This is a genomic window from Paramagnetospirillum sp. (genome assembly GCF_058402745.1).
This window is the reverse complement of the sequence record NZ_JBZVFI010000003.1, coordinates 220,923-238,395: the sequence shown is the minus strand read 5'-3', so window position 1 is coordinate 238,395 and position 17,473 is coordinate 220,923. Positions and strand designations below refer to the sequence as shown.

21 protein-coding genes are annotated in these 17,473 nt (G+C 66.4%); 2 read left to right on the top strand and 19 right to left on the bottom strand.

The features are described from left to right. Window positions 1–46 precede the first annotated feature (46 nt). From era to acpS, 4 genes are all read right to left on the bottom strand, one after another. Complete coding sequence (gene era / locus ACV4UZ_RS02080) at window positions 47–958, bottom strand: GTPase Era (protein ID WP_491599282.1); 912 nt, start codon at window positions 956–958, stop codon at window positions 47–49. Beyond that, window positions 955–1,641, bottom strand: coding sequence for a ribonuclease III (gene rnc / locus ACV4UZ_RS02075; protein ID WP_491599281.1), 687 nt, complete (start codon window positions 1,639–1,641; stop codon window positions 955–957). Before rnc ends, era begins: the two co-directional genes overlap by 4 nt. Before the next feature lie 3 nt (window positions 1,642–1,644). Further along, window positions 1,645–2,388 (bottom strand): signal peptidase I, encoded by a 744-nt coding sequence (lepB, locus tag ACV4UZ_RS02070; RefSeq protein ID WP_491599280.1) that lies wholly within the window; start codon window positions 2,386–2,388, stop codon window positions 1,645–1,647. 93 nt (window positions 2,389–2,481) lie between these two features. Then, window positions 2,482–2,877, bottom strand: coding sequence for a holo-ACP synthase (gene acpS, locus ACV4UZ_RS02065; RefSeq protein ID WP_491599279.1), 396 nt, complete (start codon window positions 2,875–2,877; stop codon window positions 2,482–2,484). 82 nt (window positions 2,878–2,959) lie between these two features. Between acpS and ACV4UZ_RS02060 the strand changes: the two genes are divergently transcribed. Beyond that, on the top strand, window positions 2,960–3,385 hold the full coding sequence (locus ACV4UZ_RS02060; RefSeq protein ID WP_491599278.1) for a nuclear transport factor 2 family protein: 426 nt from the start codon (window positions 2,960–2,962) through the stop codon (window positions 3,383–3,385). Next, entirely contained in the window at window positions 3,358–3,825 is a 468-nt protein-coding gene (locus tag ACV4UZ_RS02055; RefSeq protein WP_491599277.1) for a bacteriohemerythrin, read from the top strand. The genes ACV4UZ_RS02060 and ACV4UZ_RS02055 overlap by 28 nt, the downstream gene beginning before the upstream one ends. 10 nt (window positions 3,826–3,835) lie before the next feature. Here ACV4UZ_RS02055 and ACV4UZ_RS02050 read toward each other — a convergent pair whose 3' ends face one another. The 15 genes from ACV4UZ_RS02050 to ACV4UZ_RS01980 all read right to left on the bottom strand — a co-directional run bounded on the left by ACV4UZ_RS02050 (window position 3,836) and on the right by ACV4UZ_RS01980 (window position 17,439). Further along, the gene (locus ACV4UZ_RS02050; protein WP_491599276.1) at window positions 3,836–4,567 is read right to left on the bottom strand and encodes a pyridoxine 5'-phosphate synthase; all 732 of its coding nucleotides are present in this window, start codon (window positions 4,565–4,567) and stop codon (window positions 3,836–3,838) included. 90 nt (window positions 4,568–4,657) lie between these two features. Then, entirely contained in the window at window positions 4,658–6,034 is a 1,377-nt protein-coding gene (locus ACV4UZ_RS02045) for a GH1 family beta-glucosidase (protein WP_491599275.1), read from the bottom strand. Window positions 6,035–6,079: 45 nt separating this feature from the next. Beyond that, entirely contained in the window at window positions 6,080–6,718 is a 639-nt protein-coding gene (locus tag ACV4UZ_RS02040) for an NrsF family protein (RefSeq protein ID WP_491599274.1), read from the bottom strand. Further along, on the bottom strand, window positions 6,715–7,353 hold the full coding sequence (locus ACV4UZ_RS02035; protein WP_491599273.1) for a sigma-70 family RNA polymerase sigma factor: 639 nt from the start codon (window positions 7,351–7,353) through the stop codon (window positions 6,715–6,717). The genes ACV4UZ_RS02040 and ACV4UZ_RS02035 overlap by 4 nt, the downstream gene beginning before the upstream one ends. Before the next feature lie 31 nt (window positions 7,354–7,384). Then, the gene (locus tag ACV4UZ_RS02030) at window positions 7,385–7,873 is read right to left on the bottom strand and encodes a cupredoxin domain-containing protein (protein ID WP_491599272.1); all 489 of its coding nucleotides are present in this window, start codon (window positions 7,871–7,873) and stop codon (window positions 7,385–7,387) included. Further along, the gene (locus ACV4UZ_RS02025) at window positions 7,866–9,206 is read right to left on the bottom strand and encodes a cbb3-type cytochrome c oxidase subunit I (protein WP_491599271.1); all 1,341 of its coding nucleotides are present in this window, start codon (window positions 9,204–9,206) and stop codon (window positions 7,866–7,868) included. The genes ACV4UZ_RS02030 and ACV4UZ_RS02025 overlap by 8 nt, the downstream gene beginning before the upstream one ends. Window positions 9,207–9,285: 79 nt before the next feature. Continuing rightward, window positions 9,286–9,789: a hypothetical protein gene (locus ACV4UZ_RS02020; protein ID WP_491599270.1), complete on the bottom strand. Its 504-nt coding sequence runs from the start codon at window positions 9,787–9,789 to the stop codon at window positions 9,286–9,288. Beyond that, window positions 9,786–11,360: a hydrogenase iron-sulfur subunit gene (locus ACV4UZ_RS02015; protein WP_491599269.1), complete on the bottom strand. Its 1,575-nt coding sequence runs from the start codon at window positions 11,358–11,360 to the stop codon at window positions 9,786–9,788. The genes ACV4UZ_RS02020 and ACV4UZ_RS02015 overlap by 4 nt, the downstream gene beginning before the upstream one ends. A gap of 60 nt (window positions 11,361–11,420) precedes the next feature. Further along, a complete protein-coding gene (locus ACV4UZ_RS02010; RefSeq protein ID WP_491599268.1) occupies window positions 11,421–12,203 on the bottom strand; it encodes an SCO family protein in 783 nt (260 codons plus the stop codon). Window positions 12,204–12,233: 30 nt separating this feature from the next. Then, the gene (gene cyoE / locus ACV4UZ_RS02005) at window positions 12,234–13,100 is read right to left on the bottom strand and encodes a heme o synthase (protein WP_491599267.1); all 867 of its coding nucleotides are present in this window, start codon (window positions 13,098–13,100) and stop codon (window positions 12,234–12,236) included. Between the two features lie 90 nt (window positions 13,101–13,190). Further along, on the bottom strand, window positions 13,191–14,870 hold the full coding sequence (locus tag ACV4UZ_RS02000; protein WP_491599266.1) for a cbb3-type cytochrome c oxidase subunit I: 1,680 nt from the start codon (window positions 14,868–14,870) through the stop codon (window positions 13,191–13,193). Between the two features lie 16 nt (window positions 14,871–14,886). After that, window positions 14,887–15,432, bottom strand: coding sequence for a cytochrome C oxidase subunit II (locus tag ACV4UZ_RS01995; RefSeq protein WP_491599265.1), 546 nt, complete (start codon window positions 15,430–15,432; stop codon window positions 14,887–14,889). A 15-nt stretch (window positions 15,433–15,447) separates the two neighbouring features. Continuing rightward, a complete protein-coding gene (locus ACV4UZ_RS01990; protein ID WP_011384618.1) occupies window positions 15,448–15,609 on the bottom strand; it encodes a hypothetical protein in 162 nt (53 codons plus the stop codon). Window positions 15,610–15,771: 162 nt separating this feature from the next. Next, complete coding sequence (locus ACV4UZ_RS01985) at window positions 15,772–16,836, bottom strand: COX15/CtaA family protein (RefSeq protein ID WP_491599264.1); 1,065 nt, start codon at window positions 16,834–16,836, stop codon at window positions 15,772–15,774. 21 nt (window positions 16,837–16,857) lie between these two features. After that, window positions 16,858–17,439, bottom strand: coding sequence for a TlpA family protein disulfide reductase (locus ACV4UZ_RS01980; protein ID WP_491599263.1), 582 nt, complete (start codon window positions 17,437–17,439; stop codon window positions 16,858–16,860). Window positions 17,440–17,473 lie beyond the last annotated feature (34 nt).

Genomic DNA, 17,473 nt, shown 5'->3' with positions numbered 1-17,473 from the left:
GATGCTTCGCTGGCGCTCAGCATGACAGGAACGGATCGATCATCGCTCATGAATCGAAATCCAGGCCGATCTCGGAGTAATGGCCGCGCTTTTCCGACCAGTCCTCGCGCACCTTGATGTGGATGAACAGGTGGACACGGCGCTCCAGCAGCTCTTCCAGTTCCTGGCGGGCGCTGGCGCCGATGGCCTTGATCTGGCGGCCGCCCTTGCCCAGCACGATGGGCTTCTGGCTTTCGCGCTCGACGTAGATCACCTGATCGATGCGGGCCGAGCCGTCCTCCTTCTCCTCCCACTTCTCCGTCTCGACGTAGAGGGAGTACGGCAGTTCCTGGTAAAGGGCCAGGAAGGCCTTCTCGCGGGTGATCTCGGCGGCCAGCAGGCGCTGCGGCAGGTCGGAGACCTGGTCCTCGGGGAACATCCACGGCCCCGGCGCCACCATCTTGCCCAGATGGGCCAGCAGATCGCCGATGCCGTCACCCTTGAGCGCGCTGATCATGAAGACGTTGGTGAAGATGCCCTCGGCATCCAGCTGGGCGGTGAGGCCCAGCAGCTTCTCGCGCTTGACCAGATCCACCTTGTTCAGCACCAGGATGGCCTGACGGTTGGCCTGCTTCAACTTCTCGACGATGCCCCTGGTCTCGTCGTCATAGCCGCGCGACGCGTCCACCAGCAGGCAGATGTGGTCGGCGTCGGTGGCGCCGCTCCAGGCGGCGGCCACCATGGCGCGCTCCAGGCGCTTCTTCGGCTGGAAGATGCCGGGGGTGTCCACCAGCACCACCTGGGCGTCATCCACCATGGCGATGCCCATCACCCGGAAGCGGGTGGTCTGCACCTTGGGCGAGACGATGGACACCTTGGTGCCCACCAGGGCGTTGACCAGGGTGGACTTGCCGGCATTGGGAGCGCCGACCACCGCCACGAAGCCGCAGCGCTGACCGGTTTCGGGAACATCATTCATTTCATCACCTGTTGCAGCAGCAATCCGGCCGCCGCCTGTTCCGCCACCCGCTTCGACGCGCCGCGACCGATGGCCGAGCCTACACCCTCGACGCCGACCTCCATCAGGAAAATCGGCTCGTGCGGGGGGCCTTCCTGGCCGAGAATCCGATAGAAGGGCAACGGCAGCCCGCGGCCCTGCGCCCATTCCTGCAGCGCGGTCTTGGCATCCTTGGGCGGGGCCAGCGCCTCCTCCATCAGGGGCTCCCAGCGCGACCGCACGAAGGACGCCGCCACGGCAAAGCCGGCATCGGCGTAGAGGGCGCCGATCACCGCCTCGCAGGCATCGGCCAGGATGCCGGGATTGGTCCGTCCGCCGGCCTCGTCCTCGCCCCGGGCCAGCACCAGATGGCGGCCCAGATTGATCTGGTTGGCCACCCGCGCCACCGCCTCGCGCCGCACCAGAGCGGCATGGCGGCGCGCCAGGGCGCCCTCGGCCTCGTCGGGAAAGCGGGTGAACAGCATCTCGGCCACCACGAGGCCCAGGACGCGGTCGCCCAGAAACTCCAGGCGCTCGTAAGGGTCCGAGGTCTTGCCGCGCCGTCCCTGCTGCATGCTGGGATGGGTCAGGGCCTGGGAAAGAAGCTCGGGCCGCGTGAAGGCGTGGCCCAGCACCGCGTGAAGCTCGGCGGCGGCCGTGGCCATCACCTACTCGATCCCCTGCAGCAGGCGGGAATAGCGGATGGCCCAGGGCCAGCGCCAGACTTCCCACAAGGCCGCGCTTCCGTCGCCCGAGAAGAACAGGATCTCGGCCCGGCCGACGAAATTCTCGGCGGGAACGAAACCCACCTCGGACAGGAAGCGGGAATCCGCCGAATTGTCGCGGTTGTCGCCCATCATGAAGTAATGACCCGGCGGCACCACGTATTCCATGGTGTTGTCGGCGGGGCCGTTGTCGCCCAGGAACTCGATGATCTTGTGCTTGCGGCCGCCCGGCAGCGTCTCGACGTATTGCGGCGCGCGCAGGATGTTGCCGTCACGATCGCGCTCGACGAAATCCTCGATCCGCTTTCTGTCCACGGCGGTGCCGTTGATGAAGAGGATGCCGGCCTTGACCTGGATGCGGTCGCCGGGCAGGCCGACCACCCGCTTGATGTAGTCGATCTTGTTCTCGGGCGGCTTCTTGAAGACGATGACGTCGCCGCGCTCCGGACTCCGCTCCATGATCCGCCCGCCGCCCGGCCCCACGCCGAAGGGCATGGAATAGCGGGAATAGCCGTAGGCGTATTTGGAGACGAACAGATAGTCGCCCACCAGCAGGCTGGGGATCATGGACCCCGACGGAATGTTGAAGGGCTCGAAGGCCAGGGTGCGGACACCTCCGGCGATCAGCATGGCATAGACGATGGTGCGGATCGTCTCGCCCATTCCGCCCGACTTGCCTTTAGACATGAATTGAGCCGCTTATCCCATTGAAATTCATGACGTCAGCCTTGAACGAGGCATACGGCGTCGCCGAGATCAAGCCAGCCTATGGCCCGGCTGTCAAGCAGGCAGGGCCTCGATGATCACCACGGCCTGGGCCAGGGGGTATTCGTCAGTAAGCGTAAGGTGCAGTTGGGCCCGCATTCCGGACGGAATCCGCCGGGCCAGAAGCGCCGCCGCGCCGCCGCTCAGATGGAGACAGGGCCGCCCGTCGCCGTCATTGGTCACCTCGATGTCGCGCCAGCCCACCCCGTTTTTTCCCAGCGCCTTGACCAGCGCCTCCTTGGCGGCGAAACGCTTGGCATAGGCCCCGGAGCGGGCCTGCCCCACCCGCCGCTCGGCGGTGGCCTTTTCCGCCTCGGTGAAGACCTTGGCGATGAAGCGCGCGCCGAACCGCTCGAGGCTGTCCTCGATGCGGCGGATGTCCACCAGGTCGTTGCCCAGGCCGATGATCATTGGCGCTTCACTCCCGTGGCGGCGATCCTAGAATCCGGTTACCCTGCCCGCAACAATACAAATCGGCGCAGGGATGACGGACATGGACATCAACCTCTTCATGCAGGGATACAAGACGGCCTGGGAACAGCGTGACCCGGCCAGGTTCGCCGCCCTTTTCCACCCCGACGGGCGCTACCACAACACCCCGTTCCAGGTCCAGGCCGGCGCCGCCGAACTGGCCGAGTACTGGAAGCGGGTGCAGCTTCAGGAAGACGTCCGGGTCACCTACGAGATCCTGGCCAGTCACGACGGCGGCGGCATCGCCCACTGGCACGTCACCTATCAGGTAGCCTCCGAGGAGCTGTTCCAGATCTGGGCCAAGTCCACCGGCACCGGCCTGCCCAACCGCAAGCCCGGCGACCCGCTGCCCCGCATGGTGCTGGACGGCATTCTCCAGGCCAGCTTCGCCGACGGCCTGTGCCGCGAGGCGCGCCTCTGGTGGCACAGCATGCCGCAGGCGAATTAAGGCGAATCCGTGGGGAGGCGATGATGGTAGACACCACATGGCAGCAAAAATTCGAGATCGGCCATCCCCGGATCGATTTCGAGCACCGCATCTTTCTCGATCTGATCGAGCAATTCGCGCAGCAGGCAGAATCCGGGGCGACGGCCAAGCGGCTGCTCAGAACCTGCGCGGAGCTCTACAAATACGCGGATTTCCACTTCTTCAGCGAGGAAGGGCTGATGGAGGAGATCGAGTGGCCGGAGACCGCCGCCCATAAGGCCCTTCACCGCGACCTGCTGAAGCAGCTCCACGACTACATCGATTCCGTCTCGGTGGATCAGATCCGCACCAGCGAGATGGTCGCCTTCCTGATGCAATGGTTCGTCAGCCACACCGGGACCGAGGACCGCAAGCTGGCACACCTTCTGCCGTCCGTTTCGCCGTACAAGGCGACGGGCTGAATAGGGGGGCTTAAGCCCCCCTCGCCTCGTCCATCAGGCGGCGCATGTGGCGGATGGAGGCGTCGAGGCCGACGAAGATGGCCTCGCCCACCAGGAAGTGGCCGATGTTCAGTTCCATGATGGAGGAAATGGCCGCCACCGGCTTGACGGTGTCGTAGCTGAGGCCATGGCCGGCATGGCATTCCAGGCCGATGGCCTGGGCATGGGCCGCCGCCGCCTTGATACGGGCGAATTCACGGTCGCGCTCGGCCCCCTCGGCCTCGCAATAGGCGCCGGTATGCAGCTCGATCACCGGCGCGCCCAGGGCCTTGGAGGCGTCCAGTTGGGCCGCGTTGGCCTCGATGAACATGGAGACGCGGATACCGGCGTCGAGCAGGCGCCCCACCAGCGGCTTCAGGGACTCGAACTGCCCCACCACGTCCAGGCCGCCCTCGGTGGTACGCTCCTCGCGCCGCTCGGGCACGATGCAGGCGGCGTGCGGCCGGTGGCGAAGGGCGATGGCCACCATCTCCTCGGTGGCCGCCATCTCGAAATTGAGCGGCAGCGTGATCTCGTTGGCCAGCCGCTCCATGTCGCGGTCGGAGATGTGGCGCCTGTCCTCGCGCAGATGGGCGGTGATGCCGTCTGCGCCCGCCGCCGCCGCCATGTGGGCGGCCCGCACCGGGTCGGGATGATGCCCGCCACGGGCGTTGCGGATGGTGGCGACGTGGTCGATGTTGACGCCGAGACGCAGGCGGGTCATGTCCTCATAACTCCATTTGAGAAGAACACAGATAGAAATAACGCCTTCCGGATACGATCATGGATATAAGGGCGCCATGATCATCCGTGTCTATGAACCGCCGCGTGCCGCCGCCCCCTTGCGCCAGCCCTTGATCATGTCCCGGTACCACTTGCCGGAATTCTTGATCGTGCGCTTCTGGGTGTCGAAATCCACGTGGTAGAGGCCGAAGCGCGGGCCGTAGCCCGAGCCCCACTCGAAATTGTCGAGAAGCGCCCAGACGAAATAGCCGCGCACGTCGGCGCCTTCGGCCACCGCGTCCAGCATGGCCTGCTGGTACTCGCGGAAATAGGCGAGACGATGGGTATCGTCGACCACGCCGTTCTCGTCCGGCGTATCGCTGCCCGCGCCGCCGCCGCAGCCGTTCTCGGTGACGTAGACCGGCAACTTGTACCGCCGGGTCAGCGTCAGCAGCTCGTCCCTGAACACCTCGGGAAAGATGGGCCAGCCCACTTCCGGGTGGTTGGCGGATTCCGGCGGCGCCCCCCAGCCGTAGCCCCAGGTGGTGGCCGGGTCGGCCTTGGCGTAGATGGGGCCGTAATGATTGAGGCCCATCCAGTCGGTGGGACGGCAGATGCGGGCCAGATCGCCGGCCTGGACATAGGGTTCCACGTCGCGGGCCATGATCTCGGGGTAATGGCCCAGATGCTGCGGATCGCAGAACACCCCGTTCCAGTGGGCGTCCAGCAGGTCGGCCGCCGCCTGGTTCTCGGCCAGCCCGCCCTCGGGCCGCACGATCTGGCGGTTGTGGATGGCGCCGATGGAGACGTCCCTCACAAGGTCGCGCAGCACGTCCACCCCCATGCCGTGGGCCAGGTTGACGTGGTGGATGGCCTTCATGTGGGCGGCGCGGTCGGTCACCCCGGGGGCCGCCCAGTCGATGGCGTAGCCGAACATGGTGAAGACCGAGAATTCGTTGAAGGTGGCGAAGTGCTTGACCCGGTCGCCGTAGCGCCTGGCCGCCAGCACGGCGTAATCGGCGAACCAGCCGGCGCAGTCGCGGTTGGTCCAGCCGCCCAGGTCGTCCAGCGCCTGGGGCAGGTCCCAGTGGTAGAGGCAGACCCAGGGGGTTATCCCCGCTTCCAGCACCCCGTCGATCAGGCGGTCGTAGAAGTCGAGGCCCTTCTGGTTGACCTGTCCCTTGCCCTTGGGCAGCAGGCGCGGCCAGGCCAGGGAAAAGCGGTAGGCGTCGACGCCCAGATCCTTGATCAGGCCCACATCCTCGGGCCAGCGGTGGTAATGATCGCAGGCCACGTCGGCGTTGGCCCCGGTCCACACGCCGCCAGCCAAGCGGCAGCGGGTATCCCAGATGCTGGGGCCGCGCCCGTCCTCCTTGGTGGCGCCCTCCACCTGGAAGGCCGAGGTGGAAACCCCCCAGACGAAATCGGGCCGCAGGCCGGCCATCTTCTTCTTTTTCCCGGCGCCCATGCTCCCCTCCCGGATGGCTGGCTGATCCCGGAAAATCTTCCCACCCTAGCGGGACGCCGTCAAGAAAGCGTCCCGCCCCATTCCCACGGCCAGACCGGCCACCACGGCCAGCTGCAGCAGCAGCACCAGCAACCCCGCATCCACCGGATGGGCAAGGCTGAGGGCGGCGTTGGACAGCGCCGCCGCCGCCAGACCGCCCAGCAGCAATTCCAGCCGCCGGCGCAACCCGGCGCCCCGCAGCACCATGGCCACCATGGCGATGGTCGGCAGCCCCATCATCATCGCGATGTCGGGCAGGCAGTCCAGATGGGGGGCGGCCAGCAGCTCCGCCTCGGCCTGTCCGCTCAGTTCCAGCAGGCATTGCCGCCCCAGGCTGGCCAGCCACAGGCCCAACGGCACCAGCGGCACCAGCCCCCAGGCCCGCGACCGCCCCGGCACCCCCAGCGCCAGCCCGGCCCAAGCGGCGGCGGCGGCGGTGGCCAGACTGGCGGCGACGCGCAGCAGGAACACCGGCTCGGCCAGACGCTGGGCGAGGTCGTCGCGCAGCCCCATGGACAGCACGACCACCGCCACCGCCGGCAGGGCCAGGGCGAACCACGCGGCCAGCCGCGCGGCGGGTGTCCGCAGGGGTCGCACGGGCGTTGCCTGGGCGGCAAGGCGGGCGATCAGGTCCTCGGTCCTCATCCCTCCTCCTCCTTTCCGGTCAGCTTGGCCCGCAAGGTCTTGATGCCGCGATGAACCGCCACCTTCAGCGCCCCCACCGACATGCCGGTGGCCGCCGCCGCCTCCTTGAGCGAGCGCTCCTCCAATTTCAGCAGGCGGACGGCGCGGCGCTGGCCCTCGGGCAGGGTATCCAGGGCGCGGGCCAGCAATTGCGGGTCGCCCGGCCCCTCCTCCGCCGCCGGAGCCGCCACCTCGGGCAGGCCGCGCTCGAAACCGCATTCCGGCGCCTCGCGCGCCGCCCGGCGGGCGTGGCGCCGCGCCGCGTCGGCGACCCGGTATTGCACGATGGCCAGCAGCCAGGGCAGGAACGGGCGGGCGGCATCATAGGTGTGGCGCACCGCGTGCAGCGACAGCAGCACCTCCTGCACGATGTCCTCGGCATCGGGACCGCGCCAGCGCCTGGCCACCGCCCGGCGGATGATGGGGGCCGCCTCGGACAGCAGGGCGCCGTAGGCCCGCCCGTCGCCGGCCTGGGCCGCCCGCATCAGATCCCGCAGATGGTCGTCTTCCGTCCGCACGCGCCGCTCCCGTGTCCCGGCGCAGGATGCACCGGATGGGCTGGTGGGACAACAGGCGGCGATCGAGGTCACGGTCATGCCCGGACCTTCGCCGCGGGCCGCCGAAAGGTTACGGGGCCTTCGCCACCACCTCGATGGAACCGATCATCTTGGTATGGCTGAGGCCGCAATACTCGGCGCATTGCAGGCGCACCCGGCCCGAAGCCGGGGTGGTCAGGCCGACCACGCGGGCCTGACCGGGGGTCAGCAGCACCTCGGCCTCGCCGATGGCCGCCGAATGGACGGTGTCCTCGGCCAGCAGATGCAGACGGTAGGTCTTGCCCGGCTCCAGCTCCAAAGCGGGGCTGAATTCCCAGCGCCTGGCCAGCATGGGGATGTCGGAGCCGGCGGGTGGGCGCACCACCGGGATGCCGTCGACGCTCTGGCCGGTGCCATGGGCGGCCAGCAAGGCGAGATGGCGGCCGTGGAACTCGCTCAGGTCGGCCTTGTAGCTTTCCGACGGCAGAACGTCGAGGCCGCCGGTGCGGCCCATCAGCCAGCCCAGGGCCAGGATGGCGGTGGCGACCAGCAAGGCGAGCGGCGCGAAGCCCTTAAGCATGGCCGTCCTCCTCGCCCCGCTTGAGCAGGCGGGTCAATGCCATCCACACGAAAATGATGCCGCCCAGCACCGCCAGTCCGGTTCCCATGCCCACCACCCCCATGGAAACCTTCTTCCACAGGGTGTCGAGCCCCTGGTCCACGCCGGTGGTCTTGCGCGGCACCCCGGCGGCGCCGGCCAGGAAGAAGCCCAGCGCATGGACCAGCTGGCCCCAGCCGTAGAGATGGAACTGCAGGCGCACGCCCCTCCCCGTCCCGATCCTGCGTCCCAGGGCGGGCAGCACGTTGAGCAGCACCACCCCCATCAGCCCCAGCTGCACTCCGCCGATGACGGCGTGGTAGTGGGATGGCGTCCGGGTGTCGGCCACGCCGAGGAAGAAGCCGGCGAAACCACCGATGGCGAAGACGAACAGCGACAGCGCCAGGGACAGGAAGGCGGGCGAGCGCCAGTCGCGCGGGCCCTGGACGATTTTCCAGGCCAGCCCCAGTCCCATCACCAGCGGCGGGAGCGGAAGCCCCACCCACAGCAGGCGGGTGAAGACCTGCCGGTGTTCGAGACCCAGAACATCGCCGCCCACGGCATAGATCAGCGGCGAGACCACCGCGAACAGGGCCAGCGCCGCGAAGCAGGCCCGGCCCAGGCCGGCGGGCACCGGCCCGGCGCCGAAATGCTTTTCCGACAGGGCCTGCCAGGCGATCATCAGGATCATGGTGTTGACCAGCTGCAGCACGTGGCCACCGCCCCAGAACACCCGCTCGTTGAACAGATCGGCATCGGTCCCGGCCGGAATCAGCGCCCAGGCGATCAGGAAACAGGCCAGGGCGGCGAAATACGCCAGACCGGCCGAGGCGATGCCGAACGGCACCACCCTATGGCTCTTCAGCACCGGCAACAGCCGCAGGCAGGCGAGCGCCACGCCGGCGGCGTGAACGCCGAGCCCGATATAGAACAGGGGATGCCCGACCACCGGGACGTAATTGTTGAGCGAGGGCTCGCCCTGATCGGCCAAAGCGGGGATCAGCAGCAGCAGAACGCCCAGGGCGCCGAGGATCAGCGCCACGCGGCCCAGGACATCGCCCTTGGGGCAAGGCGGCGCCGCCATGGCCGACAGCGCGCCCAGCGCCGCCAGGAACCACACCTCGAAGGACAGCACCACATGGGTGACCAGGGCGCGGTAGAAGAAATGCGGCCCCCAGGGCAACCAGTCCTGCACCTTGGGGGTGCGCGACAGGCCGAGCGCCAGGGCCAGCAGCCCGGCGATGGCCAGCGACCCGATGGCCAGCAGCGCCCAGCCGCGCAATTCGGCCCGGCGCGCCGTGGACAGGCCGTCCATTCTCCAGGAATGATCCATCACGCTCTTGCCCCGCTTCCTCCTCCGTCATCCCGGATAGCGCGATGACGGAGGTTAGACGTCACTTGAACTCGAACTTGCCGTTTTCCTCGTCGAAATCGACCACGAAAACCTGCCGGGGCGCAAGGTCCACGGTGACCTCGGCCACCTGGTCGAAGACGTTGGGGTCGTTGCCGTCGCGCATGCGGGCGGTGATGACGTGCCGCCCGGCCGAGATCTCGCGCGAATCGTAGAAGCGCGAGCGGCCGTCGCCCGACAGGCCGGCGGGCTTGGCGGTCTGGGCGAACACCTTCACGCCGTCGATATCCATCTCGAGCGTCACGGAATTGCGCTCGCGGCCGCAGGAGGTCTTGGCCCGCATGTTGGGCGGCAGCTTGGCCAGCTCCTCGGCCGAGCGCTCCTTGCACTCGCCCACCTTCTGCCCGGCATGGGTCATGGACAGCTTCAGCAGGGCCTTGCTCGGATCATGATGCCGGTACACCGGATTGGAGGCGAAATAGGCGATCATCAGGGCAAAGGCGGTGTAGGCCACGGCCTGGCCGGCGATGTAACGGGGCTTGATCATTCCGCCACCCTCCTTCTGGTGGATTCGGGACGCTCGACGGGCGGCAGCTCCTCCAGCGCCACCCTGAACTCGGCCAGTTCGGCCATCAGGGCCCGGGTCTCGGTGCTGGCGGCCCAGAACAGGCGCACCCGGTCGCGCGACACGGCGCCGCGCAGCTTGGGCACCCGCTGGCCGTTCATGCGCAGCTCGGTCCATTCCGGGCCAAGGCGGTAGAAGCACTCGCCGGGGCGGCAGGCGGTCACCAGCACGCCGTCGGCCAGATCCTTGTTCAGCACGTAATCGATCAGCGACGGCGGCATCATGCCGGTGCAATGCAGCGGCAGAACGCCCACCGACGGTCCCTTGAGGTGATCGAGCACCGCCCCGTGCTCGCAGCCGATGATCAGGACACGGTTCTTGCCCACCAGCCCATGGGTGCGGGCGGACACCCGCTTCACCATCAGGTCGAAGGTGAAATCGGGAATGTCGATGGCGGTCGGGCGCTGCTCGCCCTTATGGGGCAGGAAGGGATTGGTCTTGTTGCACGACGCCATGCACATGCCGCAGCTGGTGCACAGATCGGGCTGGACCACGGCCACCTTGGCGTGCCCGGTGGCGTCGGGGGTGCGCGGACGCAGCACCACGGCGCCGAACGGGCAGTCCGAGGCGCAATTGCCGCAGGCGTTGCAGATGTCGGGGGTGACCACGGCCGCCGCGCGGCGCTTGCGGCGGAACGCCATCCACGGCATCAGCGACAGGAACAGCGACGCGCCGATGGACACCGCCCAGGTGATCAGCGGCCCCTTGGCGTCGAACAGCGGATACAGCGCCATGAAGTACCAGTCGGGATTGAGGTCGCCGATGGCCTTGCCGAGGTCGGCCGGCGGATGGCTCTGGGCGGGATGCAGCAGCGACAGCGCCACCAGCATGATCGACGAGCCGATGACCAGCGGCTTGGGCGGATTGGTCTTGGCGTTATTGATGCGCAGGATGTGCACCCACATGGCCATCAGCAGGAACAGCGGCACGGCGATGTGGATGAAGATCAGCAGGGTGAAGAAACGGTCGGTGAGCGCGCCGGGATTGAGGAAGTTGCGCGCGATGCTCTGGCCGAAGATGCCGAGGTAATCCATCCACTCGGCGGTGCCGATGGCCAGGTACTGGGCCAGTTCGTCCCACACCAGCCAATAGCCGGTGATGCCGGAGCTGAACACCATCCAGATCAGCGGCACGCCGGTGAACCAGGCGAACCAGCGGGCGCCGTGATAGCGGTCCAGGCACCATTCGCGCACCAGATGCAGCATCATGGTCAGCACCATGGCGTCCGAGCCGTAACGGTGCAGCGAGCGGATCAGGCCGCCCCAGTACCATTGCTCGCGCGAGATGTACTCGATGGAGCTCCAGGCACGCACGGCACTGGTGTCGTAGGGAACGAAAAGGTACAGCCCCGTGGCGCCCACGATCCAGAAGAAGTACCACGACATGGCGCCCAGGCAGTACATGGGGTTGGACTCGCGCCCCACCAGCATGTCCCAGCCGCTTTCGAGGCGGAAGAGGCCCGCTCTGACGGCGGATTTGATTGGATTAGACAAGGCGAAATTTCCTTTTCGTTTCCATTTTCTTGCCCCCTCGACGGGTGCGGGCGGGACTCATCACGATGCCCGGCGGCGGCTGTCACGCCACATGCGGATGGTCATCCAGATGATGGTCAGCACGGCGAGGAAACCCGAGCCGATGCTGAAGAAGATGCCGAAATCAAAGCGATAGGCATCGGAGTGAGGGTCGTAGACGGTGCAGAAGAAGCGCACCCGGTCACTGATCGACTGCAGCGAGGTCAGCGCCGCCGCCCGGCCCAGAACCAGATCCTTGAGCGGCTCGACCAGCAGCGGCAGCTCGAAATTCTCGCCATAGACCTGGCGATAGATGCGGCCCTCCTTGTCCAGGACCGTGGTCTGGGCGATATGGTCGAACCCGCGCGAGGTCACGTACCAGGTAAAGCCCAGCTCGGCCGACAGGGCCTCCATGGTGGCGTGGTTGCCGGCCAGGAAGGTCCAGTTCTCCAGGTCGATGCCCTGCTGACGGGCGTACATCTTCAGATTGGCCGGGGTGTCGCGCACCGTGTCGAAGCCGATGGACAGCACCTGGAAGCTGTCGTCGCCCAGCGCCTTGCGCGCGCCCGACACCGCCTTGGCCACGTTCTGGGTGGTCACCGGGCAGGTGTGGTCGCAGGCGGTGTAGATCATGCTGATCACCACCGGCCGCCCCCGGAACTGGGTGATGTCCACCGTGCGGCCGTCCTGATCGGTCAACTGGTGGGAGCCCACCACGTTGCCCTCGGCGGCGCGCGAACGCTTCAGCGCCTCTTCCGCCGTGGCGGAAACGGTGGGCGCCGCTTGGGCCTGGACGCTGGCCGAAACCAAAGCCCCCAGAAGCATCAGGACTTTTGCATGTATCATGGCGGTGTTCTACCCCGCCAGCAGCGGCTCAACCATGACGGCGGTCAAGAGCAGGACCAGCTGGATCAGCGAGGCGAAGAAATTGCCCATGGCGGCCTTGCGGCCCGGGCGCATGACCAGCAGCACGCTCTTGTAGAGGAACCACACGCCGCCCAGGATCGCCGCCCCCATGTAGAGCGGACCGGCCCCGAAGAAGTAGGGCAGCAGCGACGACGCCACCAGGGCCACCGTGTTGGCCAGGATGATCCAGTTGGTCTCGGATTCCGGCTTGACCACCGGCAGCATGGGAATGCCGGCGGCGGCGTAATCGTCCTTGAGCGCGGTCGCCAGGCTCCAGAAATGGGGCGGCGTCCACAGGAACAGGATCAGGGCCAGGACCAGCGACTGGGGGCTGAGGGTGGGCACCGCCACGGCGGCGCCGGCCAGCACGGCGAAGCTGCCGGACAGACCGCCGATGACGATGTTCCAGGCGGTGCGGCGCTTCAGCCAGACGGTGTAGACGATGCCGTAGACGAAGGCACCGAGAAAGACGTGCAGCGCCGCCCAGGCATTGGCGGCGAAGGCGGCCAGGGCCACCGCGGCGACGGTCAGCGCCAGCAGCCCCAGGGGCCACAGCGGACCGGCGGCGAACTGGCCGGAGGCGAAGGGACGGTTGCGGGTGCGGTTCATCATCGGATCGATGTCGCGCTCCCAGTAATGGTTGAAGGCGCCGGCGGCGGCGGCCGACAGCAGCACGGCCACGGCCACGGCCACGACCTGGGAGGTCTCGGGAACGGCGCTCGGGGTGACCAGGGCTCCGGCGATGGCCGCCAGGGCGCAGAACACGCCGATGCGCAGCTTGAACACCGATGCCAGGACTTTGAGGTTCGCCGTCATCACCCTCTCCCTACCCTTTCAAAAATAACACCTCGGAGGGAAACGGGCGGGACCCGAGGGTCCCGCCCGCCTTTGACCCTAACGACTGGATCAGCTCATGATCCAGGTGCTGGCCAGATACTTCCAGTTGACGAAGTAGTAGAGCACGAACATCGTCAGGAAGAGCAGCGCCAGGGCGAAGGTGCCCGGGACGGCCACGTGCTCGGCATTGCCGTAGGAGGCGACCGGCGAGGGAGCCGGAGCCGGAGCGGCCGAGTGGACCACCGGCTTGCCGAACAGCACCGAGGCGACGATGATCAGGACGAACAGCGCGCCGCCGATCACCGCGACCACCGCCGACACGCCCACGATGCCCATCATGAGGAAGGCAGCGGGAGCATGAGCGAAGGCGTGCGGAGCGTCCGAGAAGGCCATGTCCCAGTGACGACGGGACACGCCCAGCGTACCGGCACCCATCATGAACAGGGAGAACACGCCCATGCCCAGGCCGAACAGGTACGGCTGGAGCTTGGCCAGGCCCGGAGCGACCAGTTCGCGACCGAACAGGACCGGGACCAGGAAGTACGTGATCGCCATGAACGCCAGCGTCGTACCGGCCGCCACGGTGGCGTGGAAGTGGCCGGGCACGTAGATGGTGTTGTGGATCATGATGTTGATCTGTTCCACGCCCATGGTGACACCGGAGATGCCGCCGAGGAAGCCGAACAGGATCAGGGACAGGAACATGCCCGAGAACACGGGATTGCCCCAGGGAGCCTTCCGCAGCCATTCGAACATGCCGTTGTTGAAGCCCCTGCGGCGCTGAGCCGCCTCGATGCAGCCCGGGACGGTCAGGCCGTGGATCATCGAGCCCAGCACGGCGAGGTACATGCCGTACGAGGTGTTGAAGATCTTATAGGCGGACGACAGGCCGGGCTCCACCAGCAGGTGGTGGGCCGAAGCGATCTGCAGGAAGAAGATGTAGGTCAGGTAGGCGCAGCGGCTGACCTTCTCGGACAGCGGCTTGGCGCCGAACAGGATCGCGGCGATGGCGTACCACACGGCGATGTGGGCGGCCACGTTGATCTGCTGCGACGAGTGGCCCATGCCCCACCACACGACCTTGTACATCAAGGGGTCGATGTGGCTGATCAGCCCGACCGACCACAGGAAGGTCGGGATCAGGATGATGGCGCCGGAGGCGATGGTGTAGATGGCGATGATGCACGCCGTCAGGGCACCGAAGGTGACCAGCGGAATGGAGCCCTCATAGGTCTTCTCGGCCTTGGCCACCACCAGGGTGCCCAGGAAGATGAAGCAGGCGATCAGGGCACCCACGGCGAACAGGATCAGACCCACGTAGAACAGCGGATCGGCCTGCATCGGCACGTAGGAGGTCATCATCACGCTGGAATTGCCCTCGAGGACCTTCCAGTTGGTGATGGCGGCGCCCAGAACCATCAGGGCATACGACACCCAGCCCATCTTGGGCGTGGCCAGTCGGGTTTGCAGCAGGATGGACGAGGCGAAGTACATCAGGGCAACTTCGAAGAAGATGCACCAGACGATCAGGATGTCGATACCGTGCGCGGTCAGCGCCAGGTAGAACAGGTCGGCCGGCAGCAGGTGCACGGTCGGCCAGCGGGTCAAAGCGACGAGAAGGCCGAACAGACCTCCGACGGCCAGCACCACGATGGCGGTGACCGCATTGATCTTGATCAGCTTCTCTGCTTCGTCATGGATCTTGAGACCCGTGAAGCCGCAGGTTCTGAATACGGGCTTGGCAACCATTTGCGCTCCCCCTCGATTACTTACCAGCCACGACTCGGATTTTTCCGAGCATGGTGTGGTGGCCGATACCGCAATACTCGTTGCAGATGATGCCGAAATCGCCGGCGTCGGTCGGGGTGATGGTCACCACCTCGTCGATGCCGGGATGGACCTGCAGATTGATATTGGCGGGCTGCACGGAGAAGCCATGCTGCCAGTCAATGGACGAGAGGTGCAGGCGGTAGGACTTGCCCTTCTCGAGTTCGAGAACCGGGTACCATTCCCACAGACGGGCCAGCAGGTACACGTCCGAACCGGCCGGGGGACGAACCACCGGGGTCTTGGCGTGGCCTTCCTCGCCCACCTTGTACTTCTCGACGAAAGCGTCCACGCGGGCCTGATACACATCCGGCTGGATGCGATAGGCTTCGTTGGACATGTTCTGGGTGCCCTTGAGGTGCCACAGCGGCATCATGGCGAACATGATGAGCGCCCAGGTGAGCGCGATGAGCACCCAGACGACCTCGGTCTTCTCGACGGGCTCATTGAACCAGATTTTTTGCTCCGGAGGAGTAATAGACATTATATTAGTCCTCCCTTACTTGGCGATCGGCAGCTGGGCGACTTCCATGATCCCCCAGATCGTGTAGGAAACCGTCGGCACTACCACACCGATAAAGAGGAGCAGGAACGGATTGTCCAGGATGCGCTGCATCACCGGAATCTGCTCCTCCTCCTTGCCTTCGATTGAATTGGACATCGATCGAACTCCCTTGGCATTTCCGAAAAAAACTCCGGACGACCGGACCATGAACCTCTCATTACGGAAAGTTCATCTCCTTGACTTTGGTAAAGTCAGGTCAGGACAAACGCCTTGGGCGACTACATTTTTTACGGGATTCCAGGCACCGGAAAGCCGGCGTCAGATGCGCCGGCGCAGGTCGTGGATGGCCCACAGACACAGGGTGAGCAGCACCATCGCGCCCATCTGGTGAGCCGAGGCCAGCGAGATGGGCACCACCAGGACCAGGGTCCCGATTCCGAGCCCGACCTGGATCAGGGCCATGATCCCCACCGCGTGGATCAGCCCCGGAATCTGGGCGCCCAGCCGCGACCGGGCCCGGTACCAGCCGATCAGGGCCACCGCGATGGTGATCTCGGCCAGGGTGCGGTGACCGAACTGCACGGTCTTGATGTCCTCGAACAGGGAGTGGAACCCGTCGGGGAACAGATCCTTGGGGATGATCGCCCCATCCATCAGCGGCCAGGTATTGTAGATCAGACCCGCCTTCAAACCGGCCACCAGGCCGCCGAACAGCAGGGTGACCACCACCAGGGCGGTCAGCCAGTACAGCCAGGACAGCACGCCGCCGGCCTCGCCGTGCAGGCGGCGGGGCGCGGGCCGGTGATCGGCCAGGATGTCGAGCGCCAGCCAGAACATCCAGGCGTGAATCAGGAAGGCCAGGGCCAGATGGGCGGTCAGGCGGTAATGGGAAACGGCGGGATTGTCCACCAGACCGCTCTTGACCATGAACCAGCCCATTCCCCCCTGGGCGGCGCCCAGCAGGAACACGCCGAGCAGGCGCGGAATCATCGACCTGCCGATACGCCCGGAAAAAGCCAGCCACAGGAACGGCACGAAGAAGACGATGCCGATCAGCCGGCCCCAGACCCGATGGATGTACTCGAGCCAGAAGATGCCCTTGAAATCCGCCAGGCTCATGCCGGCGTTGACCTTGATGTATTCGGGGGTCTGCTTGTACTTGTCGAAGAACAGCTGCCAGTCCGCCTCGTTGAGAGGGGGGATGATGCCGCGGATGGGCTCCCACTCCACCATGGACAGACCGGAATGGGTGAGCCGGGTCAGACCGCCCAGCAACACCATCACCGCCACCATGAAGCAACAGGCCAGCAGCCAGACCGCCACGTCGCGGTGAGCGCCGTTGGAAAGGTCGGAACGGCCGAAGGATCGCGACAGGGTGGTCATCTTCTCCCCCTTCCTTGGATGCTACTTGGCCAGCACGGGATGGGACGGCAGGGCCAGCAATTCGCGCACCACGTCGATGACGCCCGGCCCCGACCAGTCGGCCTCGCCCTCCATGCGGGCGGTCTCCTCGCCCTTGGCGTTGACCAGCAGGGCGGTGGGCATGCCGCGCACCTTCAGCGCCTTGGACAGCGAGCCGTCGGGGTCGAGGATCACCGGCATGTCGGTGATGCCGCGCTCCTCCAGGAACTTCCTGGCCACCGGGGCGCCTTCCTTGTCCACGTTGACGGTCAGCACCTGGATGCCCGCCGCCTCGGCGATGGGCTTGAACTTGGCGAACAGCGGCAGCTCGCGGACGCAGGGAATGCACCACGACGCCCAGAAGTTCACCACGGTGGGCTTGGCCAGGCGCTCGTGGAACGGCTTGGTCACGCCCTCCATGTCGGTGGTCATGGGGTTTTCCAGCGGGATGGCGTAGTCCGGCCGGCGCATGGATTCCTTCACCAGGACGGGCGTGGGCTGCGGCTTGCGGATCTGCATGGACGTGCCCGCCACCATGGCGAGGATCAGCGACAGGGCCACCAGGATGAGAATGCGGTCGGACATGCTTTACCTTCCAAAATACGGTCCGGAGTAGACC